A 16193-nucleotide genomic window follows, 5' to 3' on the forward strand; every position below is an offset into this window, starting at 1 on the left:
TGCCTCTCGGTGCGGGTCAGGGGGTCAGGATCTGGGTGTAATAGCCGGTGATGTGGGAGCGGACGAGAGAGCGCGCGACATCGGCATCGCCCGCATCGATCGCGGCGACGAGCGCGTGGTGCTCGCCCCTCAGGCGCGCGGCCATCGTCCCCCAATCGGAGATCGCGGCGACGCCGCCCTGCACGTACGACTCGATCGACGAGCGGAGGCCGGCCATCATCGCCGCGATCACGGTGTTGCCGCTCCCCTCCGCGAGCGAGAGGTGCAGCTGCGCGTCGAGGGCGAGGAACTCCTCCGGCGTCAGGTCCGCCGCATCCATCGCCTCGAGCAGTTCGTGCGCCCGCACGGTGTCGCGCTCGTCGGCTTCGGCCATGGCGCCGACGACCGCGTCTTCGAGCACGAGACGGGTCTGCACGACATCGGTGAGCGGGAAGCCCTGCGCCGCGACCTGCAGGCGCAGCAGTGCGGACATCCCACCGGTCGGCGTCGCGATGACGATCGCACCCGACTGCGGTCCGGAGCCGGTGGCCGTGCGGATCAGCCCCATCACCTCGAGGACGCGGAACGCCTCACGCACACTGGAGCGCCCGACGCCGAGTTCGCTCGCCAGATCGCGCTCCGAAGCCAACCTGTCTCCGGGACCGAGGCGGCCGTCGAGGAGGTCGCGCTCGATGTGCTCGAGGACGAGGCGCCAGGCGCGGGCGGGCTGCTGCTCCGGCATCCGTCCTCCTTGCTGGCGTGTGCGTGCGGCGCTGTCGGTGTGGTCCGACCACAGTAGCGCGTGTGGTCAGACCACGCAAACGGGCGCGAGGCGGGCGGTCAGCCCAGGCGTCCGCCGGACTCCTCGAGGTAACAGGTGCCGCACAGCGACTCGTACGTCGTCAGCTCGGGCGCCGCGGAACCGTCGGCGCCCTCGTCGATCGCGACCTGGTCGCCGTCGAACACGAAGCGCCCACCGACGACGCGACCGTTGAAGACGGCCTTGCGTCCGCAGCGGCAGATCGTCTTGAGCTCCTCCAGCGAGTGCGCGATCGCCAGCAGCCGGGCGGAACCCGGGAACGCGTGGGTCAGGAAGTCGTTGCGGATGCCGTACGCCATCACCGGGATGCCGTCTTCGATCGCGATCCGGAAGAGGTCATCGACCTGCGCCGGAGTGAGGAACTGCGCCTCGTCGATGAGCAGGCAGGCCACGTCGACCGGTCCGCTGGGGATCAGCTCCTGCTCGACCGACCGCCGCACACGGTCACGGTGCTCGGCGAACAGCGTCCGCGCGTCGTCACCGGGGCCGATGAGGAAATCGACCTCGCGGGTGACGCCGAGACGGCTGGCGATCTCGGACGCGCCCTTCGTGTCGATGGCGGGCTTGGCGAGCAGCACGTGCTGACCGCGCTCCTCGTAGTTGTACGCAGCCTGCAGCAGCGAGGTCGACTTCCCCGAGTTCATCGCGCCGTAGCGGAAGTAGAGCTTCGCCACGGTGCCGACTCAGGCGCTGATGCCGAGGGTGGCCGCGGTCGCGGCGGTGGACTCCTCTGCGAGCGCGGCGTCCGTGTTCAGCTTCTCGCCGAACGTCGGGATGAGCTCGCGCAGCTCGGGCTCCCAGCTCGGGTACTCCGCGGGGAAGCACTTCTTCAGCAGGTCGAGCATGATCGGGACGGCCGTCGACGCACCGGGCGAGGCGCCGAGCAGACCGGCGATCGAGCCGTCGGCCGAAGCGACGACCTCGGTGCCGAACTGCAGGATGCCGCCCTTCTTCGGGTCCTTCTTCATCACCTGCGCGCGCTGACCGGCGTCGATGAGCGTCCAGTCCTCGTCCTTCGCGGTCGGCATGAAGGTGCGCAGGCTGTCGACCTTCTTGGCGTGGTTCTTCAGCAGCTCGCCCACGAGGTACGTGATGAGGTCGGGGTTCTTTACCGCGACCTGCAGCATCGGCACCAGGTTGTGCGGACGCACTTGCGAGACGATGTCGAGCATCGACCCGTTCTTCAGGAACTTCGGGCTGAACGTCGCGAACGGGCCGAACATCAGCGAGGCCTCACCGCCGACCACACGCGTGTCGAGGTGCGGCACCGACATGGGCGGCGCACCGACCGAGGCCTGCGAGTACACCTTCGCCTTGTGCTGCGCGACGACCTTCGGGTTCGTGGTCTTGAGGAACTGTCCGCCGATCGGAAAGACGCCGTAGCCCTTGATCTCCGGGATGCCGGAATTCTGCAGAAGTTTGAGAGCCCAGCCGCCGGCGCCGACGAAGACGAAGCGCGCCTTCATCTCGTTCGGAGTGCGCCCGATGGTGGTGCGGTACTTGACCAGCCAGCCGCCGTCCTTCTGCTTCTTGAGGCTGCGCACCTCGTGGTTCGTGCGCAGCACGACACCCGAATCGGTGAGGTGGTCGAAGAGCTGGTGGGTGAGCGCGCCGAAGTCGACGTCGGTGCCGGCGGGGACACGTGTGGCGGCGAACGGCTCGCCCTTGCGGCGCTGCTGCATGAGGAGCGGCGCCCACTTGTTGATGACGCGCGAGTCCTCGCTGTACTCGATGCCCGCGAACAGCGGCTGCTTCTTGAGCACCTCGTAGCGGTCCTTGAGGTACGCCACATCCTTCTCGCCACGGACGAACGTCATGTGCGGGGTCGCGTTGATGAAGGTCGACGGCGAGTCGAGCACGCCCTTCTCGACCAGCGACGACCAGAACTGGCGGCTCTGCTGGAACTGCTCGTTGATCGAGACGGCCTTGGCGGGGTCGAGCGGCGCGTCACCCTGCTGCGGCATGTAGTTCAGCTCGCACAGGGCGGCGTGACCGGTACCGGCGTTGTTCCAGGGATTCGAGCTCTCCTGCCCCACGTCGGAGAGTCGCTCGAAGGCGACGATCTTCCACTCCGGCTGCAGCTCGTGCAGCAGAGTACCCAGGGTGGCGCTCATGATGCCACCGCCGATCAGGACGACATCGACGTTTTCAGTCACCAGATCAGTCTAGTTCGACTGCGCCGACGCCAGAGCCAGTCGGCGGCCTCGCGGACTCTCCGGTGAGACCGGATCCGCATCGCGGTGATGCGGTCAGGCTATGACGGCCAGACGCTCGGCGAGCACCTCGGCGATCTGCACCGCGTTGAGCGCGGCACCCTTGCGCAGGTTGTCGTTGCTGATGAACAGCACGAGACCCTTGCCCTCGGGGGCGGACTGATCGGCGCGGATGCGCCCGACGAAGCTCGGGTCCTTGCCGGCGGCCTGCAGCGGGGTCGGGATCTCTTCGAGGGCGACTCCCGGAGCAGCACCGAGGATCTCGGTCGCGCGTTCCGGGGTGATGTCCTTCGCGAACTCCGCGTGGATCGACAGCGAGTGACCGGTGAACACCGGCACACGGACGCAGGTGCCGGCGACACGGAGTTCGGGGAGCTCGAGGATCTTGCGGCTCTCGTTGCGGAGCTTCTTCTCCTCGTCGGTCTCGTTCTCGCCGTCGTCGACGAGGTTGCCGGCGAACGGGATGACGTCGAAGGCGATCGGCGCGACGTACTTCTCGGGCTGGGGGAAGTCGACGGCGGATCCGTCGTGCACCAGGCGGAGCGTATCGCCCTGGGCGAGGACGCCCTCGACCTGGCCGAGCAGCTCCTGGGCCCCGGCGAGACCGGAGCCGGAGACGGCCTGGTACGTCGAGACGATCAGGCGCTCGAGGCCGGCCTCGGCGTGCAGCACCTTCAGCACCGGCATCGCGGCCATGGTGGTGCAGTTCGGGTTCGCGATGATGCCCTTGGGGCGGTCGTCGATGGCGTGCGGGTTGACCTCGCTGACCACGAGAGGCACCTCGGGGTCGTTGCGCCAGGCGCTGGAGTTGTCGACGACCACGGCGCCGGCCGCCGCGAAGAGCGGGGCGTAGGCGCGGCTGGCGGTGGCTCCGGCCGAGAAGAGCGCGATGTCGATGCCCCCGGCATCCGCCGTCTCGACGTCTTCGACGATCACGGTCGCGCCGCCGTACTCGATCGCGGTTCCGGCGGAGCGCGACGACGAGAACAGACGCAGCTCGCGGATCGGGAACGACCGCTCGGCGAGAATCTCGCGCATGACGGTGCCCACCTGGCCGGTGGCGCCGACGATGGCGACGGAGAGTCCTGAATCGGAGATGCGGGTCATGATGTTCCTTGGCGTCGTGCGGATGCTGCGTACGAGGCGTCGGGCGCAGCGTCAGGGGTGCGGATGCCGCGCCTGGCGCCGATGTCAGGGTTGCGGCGAGTCTACCGTGCCCTCGCGGAGACGAGGGCGGTGCGGGTCAGCGGCCGGTGCCGGCGTGGACCGTGACGTCGGAGTCGCCGTCGAGGCCGTAGGCCGTGTGCACGGTGCGCGCCGCCTCGGCGAGGTCGTCGCCGCGGAGCACGACCGAGATGCGGATCTCGGACGTGGAGATCATCTCGATGTTGATGCCGCCGGCCGAGAGCGCCTCGAACAGGGTCGCCGAGACGCCCGAGTGCGTGCGCATACCCGCGCCGACGACCGACAGCTTGCCGATCTGGTCGTCGTGCACGAGATTCTGGAAGCCGACCTCGTTCTGCTCGGCGGCGAGCGACTTCAGTGCCGCCGCGGCATCCGCCTTGGGGACGGTGAACGAGATGTCGGTACGGCCGGTCGCCGAGACGTTCTGCACGATCATGTCGACGTTCGCGCCGGACCGCGCCACGATCTTGAAGATCTCGGCAGCCTTGCCCGGCACGTCGGGCACGCCGGCGACGGTGATCTTGGCATGGCTGAAATCGGTGGCCACACCTGCGACGATCGGTTCTTCCATGACTGCTCCCTCGGCTTCGCGGGGGTTCTTCATACCCTCGCCCAGAACGTACGTGCCCTCGGCCGACGAGAACGTCGACCGGGAGTGGATGAGAACGCCGTGACGGCGTGCGTATTCGACGGCGCGGATGTAGAGCACCTTGGCGCCGTTGGCGGCGAGCTCGAGCATCTCCTCGGTCGAGACGTGGTCGAGCTTCTGCGCCTTCGGGATGACGCGGGGGTCGGCCGTGTAGATGCCGTCGACGTCGCTGTAGATCTCGCAGACGTCGGCGTCGAGTGCTGCCGCGAGGGCGACGGCCGTGGTGTCGGAGCCGCCGCGGCCGAGGGTCGTGATGTCACGCGTGTCGCGGTTGAAGCCCTGGAAGCCGGCGACGATGACGATCGCTCCCTCGTCGAGGGCCTCCCGCAGTCGCACGGGGGTCACATCGACGATGCGGGCGGCGCCGTGCTGGGAGTCGGTGATCATGCCGGCCTGGCTGCCGGTGAACGAGCGGGCCTCGAACCCCATCGAGTGGATCGCCATCGCGAGCAGCGCCATCGAGATGCGCTCACCGCTGGAGAGGAGCATGTCGAGTTCGCGCGGAGCCGGGATCGGCGCCACCTCGTTCGCGAGGTCGAGGAGCTCATCGGTCGTGTCGCCCATCGCGCTGACGGCGACCACGACGTCGTGCCCGGCACGCCTCGTGTCGACGACGCGCTTGGCGACGCGCTTGATGCTCTCTGCGTCGGCGACGGACGAGCCGCCGTACTTCTGCACGATGAGGGCCACGTTCACTCCCTGGGATGTCGGGCGGATCCGCCCACCGCTCATTCTACGATCGGCCCGTATACCGCGCCGCGCATGTGTCGGGCCGGAGCACTCAGGGAGCGGGCGGCAGGGTGGTGGAGGGAAGCTCGGCGGACGCGCGCGCACCATCGGCTGCCGCCGGCCGCAGCCGACCGCCCGTCGCGGCGAACCAGCATCCGACGATGATCAGCGGGAAGCCGATGAGCAGGCCCGGCGTCAGGGGCTCGGCGAGGACGATCGCGCCGAGGACGATCGCGACGACGGGGTTGACGTAGGTGAAGAGCGGCGCGCGCACGGGACCGACCTCGCGGATCAGGGCGAAGAACGCGAGGAAGGCCACCGCGGTGCAGATCACGGCCAGCGCGAGAAGGGCTCCGAGTGACGGCAGGGTCGGCACCTCGTGCTGGGTGAGCAGACCGATCGGGAGGTAGATGATGCCGATCATCAGCAGCGACAGCGTGATGGTGCCGAGAGAGGGCACATCGCCGAGCTTGCGAGCGACGATGAAGGGCGCGATGGCGTAGAGGATCGCGACGAGCAGCACCTCGCCGGCGGCGAGGAGGCTGATGTCGCCGCCGAACAGCCCGGGGCCGGCGACCACGATCGCGACGCCGATGAAGCCGACGAGCAGGCCGATCCCGCGCGTGGGGCGCAGCACACCGCGGTCGCCGCCGCCGAGGGCGATGAGCGCGGCGAACAGCGGCACCGTGGCGACGAGCAGTCCGGTCATGCCCGAGGGCAGCGTCATCTCGGCGTGCCCCAGCAGGACGAACGGACCCGCCATCTCGACGAGGCCGAAGGCGAGCACCCAGGGCCAGTGCTTCCAGGCGGCGCGCAGCGCTCCCCCGCGGAGCGCGAACGGCAGCAGCAGGAGTGCCGCGATGAGCGTGCGACCGGCCACGATCGCGGGAGGCGAGAGCGACTCGACCGCGATGCTGATGAACAGGTACGGCACGCCCCACAGCAGCGCCATCGCTCCGAAGAGCAGCCATCCGCGACGAGTGAAGCCCCCTTGCGGGTTCACAGGACCCGCCGGCCCTCGAAGGCGCGACCGAGCGTGACCTCGTCGGCGTACTCGAGGTCGCCGCCGACGGGCAGGCCGGACGCCAGCCGCGAGACGGTGATCTGCATCGTGGTCAGCAGTCGGCTGAGGTAGCTCGCCGTGGCCTCGCCCTCGAGGTTGGGGTTGGTCGCGAGGATGACCTCCTGCACGCTGCCGTCGGCGAGGCGCGTCATCAGCTGGGCGATGCGCAGGTCGTCGGGGCCGATGCCGGCGATCGGGCTGATCACTCCGCCGAGCACGTGGTACAGCCCGCGGAACTCGCGCGTGCGCTCGATGGCGGCGACGTCTTTCGCGTCTTCGACGACGCAGATCAGCGCCTGGCTGCGTCGCGGATCGCGGCAGATCGCACAGCGCTCCTGTTCGGCGACGTTGCCGCACACCTCGCAGAAGCGCACGCGGGTGCGGATCTCGGAGAGGAGCTCGGCGAGGCGGGCCACGTCGAACGTGGGCGTCTGCAGGATGTGGAACGTGATGCGCTGAGCCGACTTCGGCCCGATGCCGGGGAGCCGACCGAATTCGTCGATCAGTTCCTGAACGATGCCGTCGTACATCAGGAGAACCTCGTCGGGGGCTCGTAGGGCTCTTCGCGCACGAACGTCGCGCCGAGCACCTGGCGGATCACGGCCTCACCGTAGCGCTGCACTCCCCCGACGGAGGGCGCGCGTTCGGTGACCACGGGAGCAGCAGACGCCGCACGCTGCGCACGCGGAGCAGCGGGTGCCGATGCGGGCGTCGACGCGTGAGCTGCCGGGGCCGCCTGGCGTGCTGCGGGCGGCTCGTAGGACGGGTCGTACGGCGGCTCGTCGTCGAACGGCGCCTCGTCGTCGCCGGGCAGGGGCGGCTCATCGCGATCGACGGCGCCGTCCGCCGGCGGGAGCGGTGCGGATGCCGCGGCCTCCACCTCTTCCGGCTCGTCGTCGACGGGCAGCGGGGACGCCTGTGCGGCCGCTTCGCTCGGCGGCTCGGCGGCCGTCGGGATGGAGGCGACGGCCCACTCAGTGACGGAGGATGCCGCTGCGCCGCGGGACTGCGGGCGGGAGGAACCCGCTGACGCAGGCTCCGATGCGGGTGCGGAATCGGCGGCCGCAGGCGGAGCGGACGCTGCCGGCTGCCGGGGTGCGCCGCCGGACGGCATGGGCGCCGGCACGTACTTCACCCGCACGCCGAGCTCGTGCTCGATCGCGGTGCGCAGGTGATCGGACGGACCGGACCCCGGCGTCGTGCCCTTGAACTTCGCCACGTCGTGCTGGCTGGTGAAGCCGAGCGTCAGCACATCGTTCTCGGTGACGTACGCGAGCGGCTGGACCGCGGTCGCGAGCAGCCACGATGTGCGGCTGATTCCCTCGAGACGCCCGAGCACGGCGGGCCAGGCCGCGGTGATCGACTCGAAGGTCACCGGACCCGTGGGAGCGGGTTCCGCGGGAGCTGCGGCCTGGGCGGCGGCAGCGGGGGTCTCGGTCGCTGCCGCGGCTTCGACGACCGCGGGCTGCTCGGCGGATTCGGCCGCAGGCGGCTCGACAGCCGCGACCGGCTCGGGCGCAGCGGGCGACGCCGCGGCAGGCGCCGGTGCCGCGACAGGTGCCTGCTCGCGGGCGGCAGGAGCCGGAGCAGCGGGAGCGCGCCCGGCGGCAGGAGCCACCGCGCGCGCAGGGGCTGCGGCCGGCGCGGCGGCCGGAGCCCCGGCATCCGTCGCTGCGGCGAGCACGCGGGCCACCATCAGTTCGAGGTGCAGACGCGGCGAGGTCGCGCCGGTCATATCGTCGAGAGCCGCGCTGACGACGTCGGCCGTGCGCGACAGTCGCGCGGAACCGAAGGCGGCCGCCTGACCGCGCATGCGCTCGAGATCGTCTTCCGCGATGCCGCGCAGCACGGCGGATGCACCGGCGCCCACCGCCGCGATCACGATGAGGTCGCGGAGGCGCTCGAGCAGGTCATCGACGAAGCGGCGCGGATCCTGTCCGGTCTGCACGACGCGGTCGATGGCGGGGAAGGCCGCAGCGGCGTCGCCCGCGGCGAGCGCGTCGACGATCTCGTCGAGCAGCGCGCCGTGCGTGTACCCGAGCAGTGAGACGGCGCGCGCGTAGCCGACCGTCACGGTGTCGGAGCCGGCCGGGGCGTCGGACCCCGCGATGAGCTGGTCGAGCAGCGACAGCGTGTCGCGGGGCGAGCCTCCGCCGGCCCGTACGACGAGCGGCAGCACGCCCTGCTCGACGATGACCCCCTCTTCGCCGCAGAGCTTCGCGACGTACTCGAGCATCGCCGCGGGCGGCACGAGCCGGAACGGGTAGTGATGGGTGCGCGAGCGGATGGTGCCGAGCACCTTCTCGGGCTCGGTGGTCGCGAAGATGAACTTCACGTGCTCGGGCGGCTCTTCGACGAGCTTCAGCAGGGCGTTGAAGCCCTGCGGGGTCACCATGTGCGCCTCGTCGAGGATGAAGATCTTGTACCGGTCGCGGCTCGGCGCGAACGTCGCCCGCTCGCGCAGGTCGCGCGCGTCGTCGACGCCGTTGTGGCTCGCGGCGTCGATCTCGACGACGTCGAGCGATCCTCCACCCGCGCGGGACAGCTCGACGCAGCTGTCGCAGGTGCCGCAGGGCGTGTCGGTCGGCCCGGCCGCGCAGTTCAGGCAGCGGGCGAGGATGCGCGCGGACGTCGTCTTGCCGCAGCCGCGCGGCCCGGAGAACAGGTAGGCGTGCCCGACGCGGTCTCCGCGCAGCGCGGTCATCAGCGGGTCGGTCACCTGCGACTGCCCGATCATCTCGCCGAACGTCTCGGGCCGGTAGCGGCGATAGAGGGCTGTGGTCACCTCAACAGCCTACGGCGTGCCACCGACGTTCGGCGGGTCACCCGATCAGTCGATCGGCTCGATGATCGGGATCGCCGTGGTGATGACCGGAACCGATGCCGAGAGCCTCGTGCCGTCCTCCCGCAGAGCGTCGGCGAACTGCCGCAGCGTGGGTCGTCCGGGGATCAGCGGGCCCTGGTCCGCGAGCGGCACCACGACGGCCTCGTCGACCGTCGCGATGTACGCGACGTCGCGCACCGTGAACGGCACCGGCGCCCCGCTGCGCACCCGCAGCTGCAGCTCGTCCTTCGTCACGGTGACCTGCACGACCGATCCCTGCCACTGCAGCGGGAACGACAGCGAGGGCCATTCCGCCGGAAGGCGCGGGTCGAAGCTGAGCTCCCCGGCATAGTCGCGCATACCGCCGAAACCGCAGACGAGAGCCGTCCAGACGCCGCCGGCCGACGCGACGTGCACGCCGTCGGCCGCGTTGTGGTGCAGGTCGTGGAGGTCGACGAACAGGGACTGCTCGAAGTACCGCTGGGCGAGGTCCTGATACCCGACCTCGGCCGCGAGGATCGACTGCACGACGGCGGACAGCGTCGAGTCTCCCGTGGTCAGCGGGTCGTAGTAGTCGAAGTCGGCCCGCTTCTCCTCGGGCGTGAAGTGGTTGCCCTGCAGGAACAGGGCCAGCACGACGTCGGCCTGCTTGAGAACCTGGAACCGATAGATCACCAGCGGGTGGAAGTGCAGCAGCAGCGGCCGCTGATCGGCAGGCGTCTGCACGAGGTCCCAGACCTCGCGCTCGAGGAACAGCGAGTCCTGCGGGTGGATGCCGAGGCTCTCGCTGTACGGGATGAACATGGCCTCCGCGGCACGATCCCAGGCCTCCGCCTCACCCGATCCGAGGCCCGTGCGCTCGACGAGCCGCGTGTAGTCCTCGGGGTAGGTCTCCTGGATCTCGCGGACGATCCGCGCCGCGTAACGCAGGTTGTATCGCGCCATCACGTTCGTGTACAGGTTGTCGTTGACGACCGTCGTGTACTCGTCGGGGCCGGTGACGCCGTGGATGTGGAAGGTCTCGATGCCGTCTCCGGCGCCGGGCTCCTCCACGAGGCGCGAACCGCGCCAGAAGCCGAGGGTCGCCCACAGGCGCGCGGTCTCGATGGCGATGTCGGCGCCTTCGCGCCGCAGGAAGTCCTCGTCGCCCGTCGCCCGCACGTACTTGCCGAGCGCGAAGCTGACGTCGGCGTTGATGTGGTACTGCGCGGTGCCGGCGGCGTAGTAGGCCGAGGCCTCTTCGCCGTTGATGGTGCGCCATGGGAACAGCGCTCCGGCCTCGTTGAGCTGCGCGGCGCGTCGGCGCGCCGCCGGGAGCATCTGCACGCGCGCGCGCAGCGCGTTGCGCGCCCACTGCGGCGACGTGTACGTGAGGAACGGGAGCACGTAGATCTCGGTGTCCCAGAAGTAGTGTCCGCTGTATCCCGAGCCGGAGACGCCCTTCGCCGGGACGCCGGTGCCGTCGGCGCGGGCCGACGCCTGTGCGAGCTGGAACAGGCACCAGCGGGTCGCCTGCTGCACGTCGTCGCGGCCGCCGATCTGCACGTCGCTGCGCTCCCAGAACGCGTCGAGCCACTTCTCCTGCTGCCGGAACTGCGTCTCGACGCCCTCCACCGCGACGCGGTCGAGTGAGCGGCGGCAGCGGTCGACGAGCTCGCGCGGGGGGACGCCGCGGGAGGTGTGGTAGCTCACGAGCTTGGTGATGCGGATCGGGACACCGGCCTTCGCCTGCACGCGGAACACGTTCTTGGCGATGTCGGGCTCGACGAGCTGCCGAGCGCTGTACTCGTTCTCGGTCTCGATGATGTGATCGGCGACCACGGCGACCGTCATGCCGGAGTCCGCGACCTGGTACGACAGCGTGGCACGGAGACCGTCCTGCCAGTACTCGGCGGGCTCGAGCACGCGGTCGGCGATCTTCTCGGCCTTCCGGGGGTCGAAGGCGGCCTTCTTCTTCTGCGCCGGGACGGGCGTGCCGGCGTAGACGTTGCCGCCGTCCTGACGGTTGAGCAGCTGGCAGCTGATCGTCACCGGGGCGTCGGAGTTCTCGACCGTGACCTCGAGGCGGAGGATCGCGAGGTGCCGCTCCTCGAAGCTGACGATGCGCTCGTCGCGGATGCGGACGCGCTTGCCGGACGGCGTCTCCCACACCACGAGCCGCTCCAGCACGCCGGTGCGCATGTCGAGGGTGCGCTGGTACTCGCGCACGTCCGCCTCGTCGAAGGACATCGGCTCGTCGTCGACGTAGACGCGCATGATCTTCGCGTCGGGGGCGTTGACGATGGTCTGGCCGACCTCGGCGAAGCCGTAGGCCTGCTCGGCATGACGGATCGGCCACGTCTCGTGAAGACCGTTGATGAAGGTGCCGTGCTCATGCGCACCGCGGCCTTCGATGTGGTTGCCGCGCAGGCCGAGGTAGCCGTTGCCGACGGAGAACAGCGTCTCGCCCACGCCCTCCTCGGAGTAGCTCGTCTCGATGAGACGCCATGGGTCGACGGGGAAGCGGTCGCGGTCGATCATGCGGTCTCCGGGGTGCTGGTGCGGGTGACGGGAAGGAAGGCGTCGAGATCGTCCACGACGACGGTGGCTCCGGCATCGCGCAGGGCTTCAGCGCCCGTGCCGCGGTCGACGCCGACGACGATCGCGAAGCCGGCTGCGGCGGCGGATGCGGCACCCGACGTCGCGTCTTCGACGGCGACGGAGCGGGCGGGGTCGACGCCGAGGGCCGCTGCACCGACGGCGAACATGTCGGCGGCGGGCTTGGAGGCGAGGCCGTCGCGCTCGGCGACGACGCCGTCCACCACGATCCGGAAGAACGAGCGGATGCCGGAGGCGCCGAGCACCTCTTCGGCGTTCTTCGAGCTCGACACCACGCCGAGAGGTACGCCGGCCGCGTGCAGCTGCTCGACGACCGCGAGTGAACCCGAGTACGGTTCGATCCCCTCAGCGCGCAGCGACGCCGCGAACGCCGCGTTCTTGCGATTGCCGATGCCGCAGATCGTCTCGGCCTCGGGGTCGTCGTCCACGTCGCCCCAGGGCACCTCGACGTTGCGGCTCTGCATCAGGCTGGCGACACCGTCGTAGCGCTTCTTGCCGTCGACGAAGTCGTAGTAGTCGGCATCCGTGTAGGGAGGCGTGATGCCCCACCGCTCGAAGACGTCGTCGAAGACGACTTTCCACGCCCGCATGTGCACCTCGGCCGTCGGCGTGAGCACGCCGTCGAGGTCGAAGAGCACACCGTCGGCGTGGAGCAGATCGGGCAGGGCTTCTGGCACAGGAGCCTCCAGGAGAAGAGCGATGGTTGTCCGGCACCTCTCCGTGCCACTGTGCAAGCGTAATGGCGCGCGGCGCGGTCGGGTAACCCCCGCGCGTCATCCGATCAGAGCAGCACGGCGGTCTGACGGGCGATCTGCAGTTCCTCGTTCGTCGGGACCACAAGAACGGTCACGCGTGACGCGTCGGTGGAGATCCGACGGACGCCGCGATCACGTGCCTCGTTGCGCTGCGGATCGACCTCCACACCGGCGAATCCGAGGGTCGCCAGTGCGCCGGCTCGCACGCGCGCGGCGTTCTCGCCGACGCCCGCGGTGAAGGAGATGACGTCGACGCCGCCGAGCTGGGCGATGTAGGCGCCGGCATAGGCGCGCAGTCGGTGGATGTACACCTCGAAGGCGAGAGTCGCCGCCTCCTCCCCCTCGTCGACGCCGGTGAGGATGTCGCGCATGTCGCTGCGCCCGGCGAGGCCGAGAAGTCCGCTGCGACTGTTGAGCAACGTGTCGAGGTCGTCGATCGAGAGCCCGGCGCGACGGGACAGGTGCACGAGGGCGGCGGGGTCGAGGTCCCCGGAGCGCGTGCCCATGACGAGGCCTTCGAGGGGGGTGAGACCCATCGACGTCTCGACCGAGCGGCCTCCGTCGATCGCCGTGACGGAGGCGCCGTTCCCCAGGTGGAAGACGATCTGACGGAGGTCGGCGAGGTCGCGTCCGAGGAACGCGGCGGCCTTCTCGCTCACGTACTGGTGGCTCGTGCCGTGGAAGCCGTAGCGACGCACCCGGTGCTCCACGGCCAGCGCGGCGTCGATCGCGTAGGTGTAGGCGGCAGGCGGCAGCGTCTGGTGGAAAGCGGTGTCGAACACGGCGACGTGCGGCACGTCCGTGAACACGGCCTTCGCGGCGCGGATGCCGGCCAGGTTCGCAGGATTGTGCAGTGGCGCGAGCACGGCGAGCTCATCGATCTGCCGCTCGACGTCGGCGTCGATGCGCGTCGGTGCGAAGAAGCGGGCGCCACCGTGCACGACCCGGTGCCCGACGGCGACCGGTGGGCGCTCCTCCAGCGACGGACCGTGGGCCGAGAACTGCTCGAGCATCACGGCGAACGCGTCATGATGGTCGGCGACGGGCCGTTCGCTGCGGTAGGTCGCGTCGAGCATCGTCGGCACGGCATCCGCTCGCGTCTCCGGGCGCACCGTGTGCGCGACGGGGCTCAGGTCCTGACCGATCCGCTCGATGAGTCCGCCGGCGAGCTCGTTCTCACTGTCGACGTCGATCAGGCTGTACTTCAGCGACGAGGATCCGCTGTTGATGACGAGGATCGCGCTCATGCCGCGCCGCCCTCGGTGCTCTGCGCCTGGATCGCCGTGATCGCGACGGTGTTCACGATGTCGTCGACGAGCGCGCCTCGGGAGAGGTCGTTGATCGGCTTGTTCAGCCCCTGCAGCACCGGTCCGATGGCGACGGCGCCCGCGGAGCGCTGCACCGCCTTGTAGGTGTTGTTGCCGGTGTTGAGGTCGGGGAACACGAACACGGTCGCCCGCCCGGCCACAGCCGAGTCCGGGAGCTTGGCCTTCGCGACGGCGGCATCGGCGGCCGCGTCGTACTGGATCGGCCCCTCCACCAGCAGCTCGGGCGCCCGCTCGCGCACCAGCGCGGTCGCCGCGCGCACCTTGTCGACGTCGGCGCCCGATCCGGACTCCCCCGTCGAGTACGAGAGCATCGCGATGCGCGGATCGATGCCGAACTGGGTGGCCGTCGCCGCGGAGGAGATCGCGATGTCGGCGAGCTGCTCGCTGGTCGGATCGGGGATCACGGCGCAGTCGCCGTAGACCAGCACCCGGTCGGCCAGCGCCATCAGGAAGACGCTGGAGACGACGTTCACCCCGGGCTTCGTCTTGATGATCTCGAACGACGGGCGAATCGTGTGCGCCGTGGTGTGGGCGGCGCCCGAGACCATGCCGTCGGCGAGGCCGAGGTGCACCATCATCGTGCCGAAGTACGACACGTCGGTCACGGTGTCGGCCGCCTGCGCGAGCGTGATGCCCTTGTGTGCCCGCAGCCTCGCGTATTCGGCCGCGAAGCGCTCGACCATCTCGGGATCGGTCGTGCTGAGCACCTGCGCCGCCGTGATGTCGACGCCGAGCTCGATGGCCCGCGCCCGCACCGACGACTCCTCGCCGAGGATGGTCAGGTCGGCGACCTCCCGCGCGAGCAGGGTGGCGGCGGCGCGGAGGATGCGGTCGTCGTCGCCCTCGGGGAGGACGATCCGTCGCCGGTCGGCCCTGGCGCGCTCGATGAGCCCGTACTCGAACATCAGCGGAGTCACGACACGCGACTCCGCCAGCCCCAGCTGCGTGGTGAGCTCGGCGATGTCGACGTGCGTCTGGAACAGCCCCAGCGCGCGGTCGTAGCGCGCGCGGGAATCCGGCGAGATGCGGCCGCGCGTGCCCATGACCCGCACCGCGGTGTCGTACGTGCCCAGATCGGTGGTGATGATCGGCACCGACGACGAGAAGCCGTCGAGAAGGCGCACGATCGGCTCCGGCAGCGGGAAGGGGCCGTTGAGGATGATGCCCGCGATGCGCGGGAACGTGCCCGAGGAGTCGGCGAGCAGGGCGGCGAGCAGCACCTCGGTGCGGTCGGCGGGGATCACCACGACCGCCTCCTCGGTGAGCCGCGGAAGCACGTTCACCATCGACATGCCGGCGACGACGATCGTCAGCGCCTCGCGGCCGAGCCTGTCGTCGTCGCCCTTGAGGAGCTTTCCGTCGACGGCGGCGAGGATGCTGCGGATCGAGGGCGCCACCAGCGCACGGTCCTCGGGGATCGCCCACACCGGCGTCCCGGCCTCGGGTAGGGCTCCGGAGACCTCGGCGATGATGTCGTCGAGGGCTGCGGGATCCGCCCGGTTGACGACGACGGCGAACAGCTCGGCGCGCTCGGCCGCGAGCTCCGACAGGGCGAGCGCGGCGATCTGGCTGACGGCCGACCCGGTGCGCGCCGTCGTGGTGCCCAGCTGCTCGGCCTGGCGCTGCTGGTCGCGTCCGCTGAGCACGAGCAGCACGGGGGCGCCGAGGTTCGCAGCGATGCGGGCGTTGTAGCCGAGCTCGGCCGGACTCGCGACATCGGTGTAGTCGCTGCCGATGATCACGACAGAATCGCACTGCGCCTCGACGGCCTTGAAGCGGGCGACGATGGTCGACAGGGCCGCATCGGGATCGCGGCGGACGTCGTCGTAGGTGACGCCGATGCAGTCGTCGTAATCGAGATGCACGCCGTCGTGCGCGAGCATCAGATCGAGGATCTCGTCGCGTTCGGTGACCGAGCGGGCGATGGGACGGAACACCCCCACCCGCGGAGAGACGCGCATCAAGGCGTCGAGCGCCCCGAGGGCGATCGTGGATTTTCCGGAATGGCCTTCGGCCGAGGTTACGTAGATGCTCCGCGCCACGGGTTCAG

General features: G+C 70.0%; 12 protein-coding genes. All 12 read right to left on the bottom strand.

What is annotated here, in order from left to right; all coding sequences use genetic code 11:
• Positions 1 to 16: 16 nt before the first annotated feature.
• Complete coding sequence (locus LC452_RS00570; RefSeq protein ID WP_223622101.1) at positions 17 to 721, bottom strand: FadR/GntR family transcriptional regulator; 705 nt, start codon at positions 719 to 721, stop codon at positions 17 to 19.
• 98 nt (positions 722 to 819) lie between these two features.
• Positions 820 to 1473 carry a thymidine kinase gene (locus LC452_RS00575; protein WP_223622102.1) on the bottom strand — a complete coding sequence of 218 codons (654 nt, stop codon included), beginning with the start codon at positions 1471 to 1473 and terminating at the stop codon, positions 820 to 822.
• Positions 1474 to 1482: 9 nt separating this feature from the next.
• Complete coding sequence (locus LC452_RS00580) at positions 1483 to 2955, bottom strand: malate:quinone oxidoreductase (RefSeq protein WP_223622103.1); 1473 nt, start codon at positions 2953 to 2955, stop codon at positions 1483 to 1485.
• 93 nt (positions 2956 to 3048) lie between these two features.
• The gene (locus LC452_RS00585) at positions 3049 to 4119 is read right to left on the bottom strand and encodes an aspartate-semialdehyde dehydrogenase (RefSeq protein WP_223622104.1); all 1071 of its coding nucleotides are present in this window, start codon (positions 4117 to 4119) and stop codon (positions 3049 to 3051) included.
• A gap of 136 nt (positions 4120 to 4255) precedes the next feature.
• Positions 4256 to 5536, bottom strand: a complete 1281-nt coding sequence (locus LC452_RS00590; protein ID WP_223622105.1) for an aspartate kinase — start codon at positions 5534 to 5536, stop codon at positions 4256 to 4258.
• A gap of 91 nt (positions 5537 to 5627) precedes the next feature.
• On the bottom strand, positions 5628 to 6578 hold the full coding sequence (locus LC452_RS00595; protein WP_223622106.1) for a DMT family transporter: 951 nt from the start codon (positions 6576 to 6578) through the stop codon (positions 5628 to 5630).
• Positions 6575 to 7168, bottom strand: a complete 594-nt coding sequence (gene recR / locus LC452_RS00600) for a recombination mediator RecR (protein WP_223622107.1) — start codon at positions 7166 to 7168, stop codon at positions 6575 to 6577. The genes LC452_RS00595 and recR overlap by 4 nt, the downstream gene beginning before the upstream one ends.
• The gene (locus LC452_RS00605) at positions 7168 to 9423 is read right to left on the bottom strand and encodes a DNA polymerase III subunit gamma and tau (protein ID WP_223622108.1); all 2256 of its coding nucleotides are present in this window, start codon (positions 9421 to 9423) and stop codon (positions 7168 to 7170) included. The genes recR and LC452_RS00605 overlap by 1 nt, the downstream gene beginning before the upstream one ends.
• Positions 9424 to 9468: 45 nt before the next feature.
• Entirely contained in the window at positions 9469 to 11982 is a 2514-nt protein-coding gene (locus LC452_RS00610; protein ID WP_223622109.1) for a glycoside hydrolase family 65 protein, read from the bottom strand.
• Entirely contained in the window at positions 11979 to 12737 is a 759-nt protein-coding gene (locus LC452_RS00615) for an HAD family phosphatase (protein WP_223622110.1), read from the bottom strand. Before LC452_RS00615 ends, LC452_RS00610 begins: the two co-directional genes overlap by 4 nt.
• A 104-nt stretch (positions 12738 to 12841) precedes the next feature.
• Complete coding sequence (locus LC452_RS00620) at positions 12842 to 14062, bottom strand: acetate/propionate family kinase (protein WP_223622111.1); 1221 nt, start codon at positions 14060 to 14062, stop codon at positions 12842 to 12844.
• Positions 14059 to 16185: a phosphate acetyltransferase gene (gene pta, locus LC452_RS00625; RefSeq protein ID WP_223622112.1), complete on the bottom strand. Its 2127-nt coding sequence runs from the start codon at positions 16183 to 16185 to the stop codon at positions 14059 to 14061. The genes LC452_RS00620 and pta overlap by 4 nt, the downstream gene beginning before the upstream one ends.
• Positions 16186 to 16193 lie beyond the last annotated feature (8 nt).

Origin of the sequence: Microbacterium sp. EST19A (genome assembly GCF_019969685.1) — a bacterium.
GTDB lineage: Bacteria > Actinomycetota > Actinomycetes > Actinomycetales > Microbacteriaceae > Microbacterium.